7 protein-coding genes are annotated in these 7,234 nt (G+C 46.2%); 6 read left to right on the forward strand and 1 reads right to left on the reverse strand.

Features of this window, described 5'->3' with window-relative positions; translation table 11 throughout:
- Positions 1-11: 11 nt before the first annotated feature.
- The gene (locus LAY41_RS21355) at positions 12-1,346 is read right to left on the reverse strand and encodes a TrkH family potassium uptake protein (RefSeq protein WP_249102714.1); all 1,335 of its coding nucleotides are present in this window, start codon (positions 1,344-1,346) and stop codon (positions 12-14) included.
- Between the two features lie 383 nt (positions 1,347-1,729).
- Between LAY41_RS21355 and LAY41_RS21360 the strand changes: the two genes are divergently transcribed.
- From LAY41_RS21360 to cobA, 6 genes are all read left to right on the forward strand, one after another.
- Positions 1,730-2,578 (forward strand): methyltransferase domain-containing protein, encoded by an 849-nt coding sequence (locus LAY41_RS21360; RefSeq protein WP_249102716.1) that lies wholly within the window; start codon positions 1,730-1,732, stop codon positions 2,576-2,578.
- 45 nt (positions 2,579-2,623) lie between these two features.
- The gene (locus LAY41_RS21365) at positions 2,624-3,592 is read left to right on the forward strand and encodes a homogentisate phytyltransferase (protein WP_249102718.1); all 969 of its coding nucleotides are present in this window, start codon (positions 2,624-2,626) and stop codon (positions 3,590-3,592) included.
- A 361-nt stretch (positions 3,593-3,953) separates the two neighbouring features.
- A complete protein-coding gene (locus LAY41_RS21370; RefSeq protein WP_249102720.1) occupies positions 3,954-4,433 on the forward strand; it encodes a hypothetical protein in 480 nt (159 codons plus the stop codon).
- A 145-nt stretch (positions 4,434-4,578) separates the two neighbouring features.
- Positions 4,579-4,875, forward strand: a complete 297-nt coding sequence (locus LAY41_RS21375) for a translation initiation factor (protein WP_249102721.1) — start codon at positions 4,579-4,581, stop codon at positions 4,873-4,875.
- Positions 4,876-5,008: 133 nt separating this feature from the next.
- Positions 5,009-6,247, forward strand: a complete 1,239-nt coding sequence (locus tag LAY41_RS21380) for a tetratricopeptide repeat protein (RefSeq protein ID WP_249102723.1) — start codon at positions 5,009-5,011, stop codon at positions 6,245-6,247.
- 50 nt (positions 6,248-6,297) lie between these two features.
- On the forward strand, positions 6,298-7,234 hold a 937-nt coding region (gene cobA / locus LAY41_RS21385), incomplete at its 3' end, for a uroporphyrinogen-III C-methyltransferase (RefSeq protein ID WP_249102725.1).

Genomic DNA, 7,234 nt, shown 5'->3' on the forward strand with positions numbered 1-7,234 from the left:
CATCTTCATATCTACCCCACGAGTAGGTTTTCTTCTGGATAGTGAACCACACTGGGGCGGGGGTCTCCCAATAGAGTTGCCATCAGCAGTAAAACTCCTACTCTGCCAATGTACATCGTCCCAATTAAAATCAGCTTTGCTGCCGGTGAAACACTAGCCGTGATGCCTGTAGAAAGACCCACTGTGGCAAAGGCTGAAACGACTTCAAAAAGGATTTGAATAAAATCCAATTTTGGATCGGTAAGTGAAATTAAAATTGTCGATACCAGCAGGGTCGCAAAGGAACCAACCAAGACGCCAACCGCTTTTAATATCAGAGTTATTGCCACTTGGCGCTGATACAGGTGAACTTCCTCTTTACCTTGCAAAATCGCCTTCGTGCAGCTAGTTAAAATTCGCAATGTTGTTGTCTTTATGCCACCACCCGTTCCACCTGGACTAGCTCCAATAAACATGAGTGCGATCGTCAGAAATAAACCTGCTGTAGTCATTTTGCCAATATCAATAGTATTAAAACCAGCCGTTCTGGGAGTTACAGATTGAAACCAAGCTGCCAGCAATTTATCTTTTAAGTTAAGAGAACCAAGGGTTTCGGGATTTCTCAGTTCTATAAAAAAGAATGCTATCGTTCCCAGTAACAACAGGATCGTTGTTGTGCTGGTAGCTACCTTGAAGTTCAGGGAAAATACTTGGCAGGATGATTTTTTCAATATGCGATCGCGCAACCACAGGTACATCTCAAACACCACTTGATATCCAATCCCACCACAAATAATTAATGCTGTCACTACCAAATTCAATAAAATCGATGAGTGATATTTTGTAAGGTTGTCACTAAATAAACTAAATCCGGCATTGTTCCAGGAATTAATGCTATGAAAAATTGATAGCCACAAACCATAATTTAAACCATAGTCAGGCACAAAAACAGGCATAAGCAGAAAAATTCCGGTGATTTCAAAAATCATCGTTGTAGCAATTATAGAGCGGATCATTTGAGCGCTGTCCTGCATACCGGGTCGATCCAAAGCTTGTTGAATCGCCATTTTATGTCTCAAATCAAACCGGCGACCTATCAGCAGGATGAGAAAAGTCGTCGTTGTCATATAGCCCAGTCCCCCAATCTGGACGAGGGCGAGAAGAAAAAACTGACCCCAAAAAGAAAAATAGGTGCCAGTATCTACAACCCCCAAACCAGTAACGCAGACAGCAGAGGTTGATGTGAACAACGCCACAATCGGGTCATTCCATGTTCCGCTGCTAGTCGAAAACGGCAGCATCAATAGAATAGCGCCTACGGCGATGACGGCGACGAATCCCAGGCAAATGGTTCTAGGTATGGTCATGGAGAATTTAATTCAATTATCTCTTCAAAAGCTTACTCCCAAAGGAGTACTTTATTTGCTACTTGCCCGACCTGACTGGATGTTTTTTCAGCGGTCTGTTGCTTCTGGCGTGATATCCTGTCCTTACGGATCGGTTACCTAAAAATTTGTCTGATTATTCTTATCTGCGTTTATCTGCGTGTATCTGTCTTCATCTGCGGTAAAATCTTAACCAACGATGAAAACAGACAAGTTGACGATATCACTCATGTAATAACGATGGAACCGAAACTTTAACCGACTAAATCTCCAGACCATTCTAGAATACAAGGTATGCCGAGATTTAAACAGATTTTAGTTGTTCTGATGAACCGCTTTCCGGTCTGGACATAAACAGCAATATTATGACTTCCACTCTTTATCAGCAAATTCAACAATTTTACGATGCTTCCTCCGGTCTGTGGGAACAGATTTGGGGAGAACATATGCACCACGGCTACTATGGGCCAGACGGTAACCAGAAGAAAGACCGGCGTCAGGCGCAAATTGACTTGATTGAGGAATTGCTTACTTGGGCCCAGGTGCAGCACGCCCAGGATATCCTGGATGTAGGTTGCGGGATTGGCGGCAGTTCTCTCTATCTGGCGCAAAAGTATAACGCCTCTGCCACAGGGATCACCCTTAGCCCCGTGCAGGCGTCTAGGGCGACAGAACGAGCCCAGGTAGCTGGACTGAGTACAAGGACTGAATTCCAGGTTGCAGACGCCCTGAATATGCCTTTTGCCGACGCCTCGTTTGACTTTGTTTGGTCGCTGGAAAGTGGCGAACATATGCCCGATAAACAGAAGTTTCTCCAGGAGTGTTATCGGGTGCTGAAGCCCCGTGGAACGTTCCTGATGGCAACTTGGTGTCATCGTCCGGCGATGAGTCCAAATAAACCGCTAACGCTGGATGAGCAAAAGAATTTGGAGGAGATTTATCGAGTCTATTGCTTACCTTACGTGATTTCTTTGCCGGAATATGAAGCGATCGCACGCCACCTCTGTTTCCAAAACATCCGCACGGCTGATTGGTCAAAAGCTGTAGCGCCATTTTGGGATATAGTGATTGATTCAGCCTTCAATCCCGCTGCCATTTTGGGTTTGCTCTTGAGCGGCTGGACGACAATTCAGGCGGCGCTTTCCCTGGGACTCATGAGTCGAGGCTACCAGAGTGGGCTAATTCGCTTTGGCTTGCTCTGCGCTACCAAATAAGCTTTTAATGGCTTACAGCAGCCTAAAACTTTCATCCACGGCACTATGAGCCAGATTTCTCCCACTAAGTCTCCCGTCCCACAACCTAACTTCCTTCAGCAATATACTACCTGGCTGTATGCCTTTTGGAAATTCAGTCGTCCCCACACCATCATTGGCACAAGTCTGAGTGTATTGGGATTGTACGCGATCGCCCTAGCAGAATCCTCCACCAGCTTTTCCAGCATCCAGCTTATCCAGCTTTTCGGAACCTGGATTGCTTGTTTGTGCGGCAATATCTACATCGTAGGATTAAATCAACTGGAAGATGTGGAAATTGACCAAATTAATAAACCCCATTTGCCGCTAGCTGCTGGTGAATTTTCCCGGCTACAAGCGCAGGTGATTGTTGGTGTTACAGGCGTTTTGGCACTGTTATTGGCTTGGTTGTTGGGGCCTTTTTTGCTGGCGATGGTGAGTATTAGTTTGGGGATCGGGACGGCTTATTCTCTGCCGCCTATTCGGTTAAAAAGGTTTCCTTTTTGGGCAGCAGTTTGCATTTTTGGCGTGAGAGGGGTGATTGTTAATTTAGGATTGTTTTTGCACTTTAACCAGAAATGGCAAAACGCAGACGAAATAATTGTGCCACGAGAGGTTTGGGCGCTGACGCTGTTTGTTTTGGTGTTTACTTTTGCGATCGCAATCTTCAAAGATATCCCGGATATGGAAGGCGATCGCCAATACAACATTACCACTTTCACGATTAAAATGGGTTCCCAAGCAGTTTTTAACTTGGCCCGTTGGGTGTTAACTGTCTGCTATGTGGGCGCTCTAGTTGCTGGGGGACTATACTTACCATCAGTCAACCCAGTTTTTATGATTGTCACTCATACGATCGCGCTGGGTTTGATGTGGTGGCGGAGTATGAGTGTGGACTTGCAAGATAAAAGTGCGATCGCTCAGTATTACCAATTTATCTGGAAACTCTTCTTCTTGGAATATCTAATTTTTCCAGCTGCCTGTCTGATGGCTTAATTACATAAACGTTTTTGCCCCCCTAACCCATGCCGACATCCTTGGTGGAAGCAGGAAGCAGACCCTCTAGAAATTATTTCTAGTTGAATGGTGAAGCTTACATAAGTTTAGCCAAGTTTTGTGAAGCAGTGCTTTTCTATCTAAGGCTAGAGGAAAATATTTGCAGATTTCATTACAATCGTGTCTATTAAGAAAAACGCCGCCTCTGCGCTGCTCTAGCTCTGAAGCGGTAACGCCTGCGATCGCATGAACCCTAGTTGTACTGGCGTTGAGAAATTAATTGAAGGAAAACGCTGTTGTTTGGGTTCATAAACTTCGCTTAAAATTACTGCCTATAACCCAGAGCCAGAGGAGATACTGAATGGACAAAATATATCCCCAGCCAAAAGCTTCGCGCAAAATAGCGTTACTGCTTAGCGCACTACTAATGTCGCCGCTTTTCACTGCCTGTGGAGGAGGCTCAAGAAATGAAGTTACTGCGCCCCGCGATACTAGGGCTGGTCAAACAGCGCCAAATACTTCCCGCCCAGCTTCACCCCAAGCGCGTAAAGGATTGTCAACAGGCCAGAAAGTGGCAATAACATTGGCTGGAGCCGCCGCACTTTACTATCTCTACAACAAGCATAAGAGCAAACAAGCGGAAGGGGCGCAGGGCAAGTATTACCTTTCCAAAAACGGGCGCGTTTACTACCGCGATGCCCAAGGTAAGGCTCAGTGGGTAACGCCGCCGCCTGGGGGAATTCAAGTTCCAGAGTCGGAAGCCCAACAATACCGCGACTTCAAGGGCTATAACGGAAAATCAACAGGGCGCGATTTAACCGATTTGGCACCAGCGCAGTAACGCTAATGCAGATAGGCGGCATCAGATCGATCGCGTAATGTGCCGAAGGCGCGATCGCATTCAAGTTAGGCTAAAAAAGTCTATTTGTAATCTGCCCGCCCATCTACACAGCAGTTCCATTACAAATTGAAACTGGAGATCGATCATGGTAGATGGATTTTTGAAAAAAATTGGTGAAGTCTTTGGTTCTGATGACCAGCAAGACGACAACTACGATCGGGAAGTACGTCCCGCCAGTGAAGACCCCTACGGCGACCCCGCAGATACGGGAATGTTTGGCGATGTCCGTCCCGCCAGTGAAGACCCCTACGGCGACCCCGCAGATACGGGAATGTTTGGCGATGTACGTCCCGCCAGTGAAGACCCCTATGGCGACCCCGGAGATATCGCTTCCGCTAGTGAAGACCCCTATGGCGACCCAGCCGACCAGGAAAACCGCTAGTAACGGAATGGTTGTTTAAAAAAAAAGGCAGTAGCATCATATGCTACTGCCTTTTTTTTAGCCGATATCAAGGTGTTTACGAGAACGCAAAGCGTAAACTAGGCATAGAGCTACTTTTACGGATCTCTTTATCATGTTTAAAAAACCCAAAACGATTTACTTGCTTCTAGCTGCTGTCATTAGTCTGGGCTTCAGCGCCTTTGGTTGTTCCTCAAACACATCCAACTCAAACACACAGGCAACATCTAGCCCGCAAACTACTCCAAACGTCACCGAGGCGGGGAATGTTAACCAATCCCCATCCCCAGCTGCATCAGCATTACCTGAAAAAGGTTCTGCTAATGACTATGACCAGCAAGGGATGACTAGCGCTAACAACGGAGATCTTAAAAGTGCAGAGGCAGCATGGCGCAAATCAATTGAATTAGACCCCAAAAATGTAGAAGTTCGCACTAAGTTAGGAAGACTCCTGCAAGAGCAAGGTAAGTTAGATGAAGCAACCACCCAATACCAAGACGCCATTCGCTTAAATCCTAATTTTGCAGTAGCTCACCATTCTTTGGGAGTTATTTTGGTTAACCAAGGTAAAAAAGAAGAAGCCATTACCAGTTTGACAAAAGCCAGAGACTTATTCAAAAAAGATGGAAAAACTGAAGAACAGGTGAGAACTCAAATGCAATTAGCGGTTTTGTCAGCACAAGAAGGTAAAATGGATAATGCGATCGCTCAATTAAAAGAAGTTATCAAACTCAAGCCAGACTTTGTACCTCCTCAGTATATTTTAGCAGAAATTTTAGTTAATCAAGGCAAGCCAGACGAAGCGATCGCTACCCTCAAAAAAACTAGAGACTTACTCAAAAAAGAGGGTAAAACCGAGCAAGTAGCAGAAATTCAGAATAATTTAGCCTTGCTGCTGGGGAAACAACAAAAAGTAGACGAAGCGATCGGGGAATTAAAAGACGCAATTAACGTCAAACCCGACTATGCTCCTGCTTACTCTACCTTGGCGATCGCTTTAAATACCAAAGGTAAAACAGATGAAGCAGTAACTAATTTCAAAAAAGCTAGAGACTTGTTCAAGGAGCAAGGTAAAACCCCTCAATTAGTAAATGCTCAATTCAATTTAGTTCTTTTCTTAGGTCAAAATAAAAAACTAGACGAATCAATTGCAGAAGCTAGAGATCTGATTCGCATCAAGTCTGACTTTGCTCCAGCCTACGCCTATTTAGGGCAAGCTTTGGCTCAACAAGGTAAGCAAAAGGAAGCTAAAGAAAACTTGGTCAAAGCTAGAGACTTATTCAAAGAAAAAGGCGAAACCCAGACAGTTGATCAAATCGAGCAAGTCTTACAAAAACTCGAACAGAAAAAATAAACTGATTGCAGATTTCTGATTTGAAGAGTTAACTCCTAAGTGTTGTTGAGATGAACGATCGAAAAGGCAAAGTCTACCTAGTTGGTGCTGGGCCGGGAGATGTCGCCTACCTCACAGTGAGGGCGCAACAGCTGCTAGCTATTGCAGAAGTTTTGGTCTACGATGCCTTGGTCGATCCTCAGTTATTGCAGCTAGTGCCAGATAATTGTCGCCAGCTTGATGTGGGGAAACGCGGCGGACGCCCCAGCATGAAGCAAGCAGAGATCGATCGCCTCTTGGTTGACCAATGTCAGCAAGGAAAGCAGGTAGTGCGCCTCAAAAGTGGCGATCCGTTTATTTTTGGGCGATCTACTTCCGAAATTCAAAGCTTGCTGGCAGCAGGTTGCGCTTTTGAGGTCGTGCCGGGTATTTCCTCGGCACTGGCAGCTCCTTTGCTGGCCGGAATTCCTCTCACCGACCCGGTTCTGAGTCGGTGTTTTGCAGTTTTAAGCGGTCACGACCCAGCCGAGTTGGACTGGAAAACTCTGTCTGGGATTGAGACGCTGGTGATTTTGATGGGAGGGCGTCATTTGGGTGAAATTATCGATCGCCTGCAAGAGTACGGACGATCGCCAAAAACTCCCGTTGCAGTGATTCGCTGGGCGGGACATCCTCAACAGGAAGTTTGGACAGGAGATCTGGGGAATATTGTTTCGGTCACAGCTGGGATATCTCTCTCGCCAGTTGCGATCGTCATCGGGGAAGTTGTGGGGTTGCGCCCTTATTTGCGCTCCGACGGACTCGATCGTACAGTTTCTATAAAGGAAGATTTCAAATCCTATATTCCAAACCCTCAATCCCAAATTTCCATCCCCGTGACCAATACTCAACACCCAACATCCATTACTCATCAGCACTCACAAATCTCCCCCTCCTCTCCTACCCCCCTCCCCGTGGACGGGGCGGGGGTGGGGGTGGGGTCCCCCCACCCCGTCCCCCGGGAGGGGG

This window comes from Argonema galeatum A003/A1, from assembly GCF_023333595.1.
GTDB lineage: Bacteria > Cyanobacteriota > Cyanobacteriia > Cyanobacteriales > Aerosakkonemataceae > Argonema > Argonema galeatum.

Coding starts and splice junctions, on each gene's coding strand:
- LAY41_RS21375 (WP_249102721.1), top strand. CDS start 4,579: ATGGTAGATGGATTTTTGAAAAAAATTGGTGAAGTCTTTGGTTCTGAT.
- LAY41_RS21380 (WP_249102723.1), top strand. CDS start 5,009: ATGTTTAAAAAACCCAAAACGATTTACTTGCTTCTAGCTGCTGTCATT.
- LAY41_RS21370 (WP_249102720.1), top strand. CDS start 3,954: ATGGACAAAATATATCCCCAGCCAAAAGCTTCGCGCAAAATAGCGTTA.
- LAY41_RS21365 (WP_249102718.1), top strand. CDS start 2,624: ATGAGCCAGATTTCTCCCACTAAGTCTCCCGTCCCACAACCTAACTTC.
- LAY41_RS21360 (WP_249102716.1), top strand. CDS start 1,730: ATGACTTCCACTCTTTATCAGCAAATTCAACAATTTTACGATGCTTCC.
- LAY41_RS21355 (WP_249102714.1), bottom strand. CDS start 1,346: ATGACCATACCTAGAACCATTTGCCTGGGATTCGTCGCCGTCATCGCC.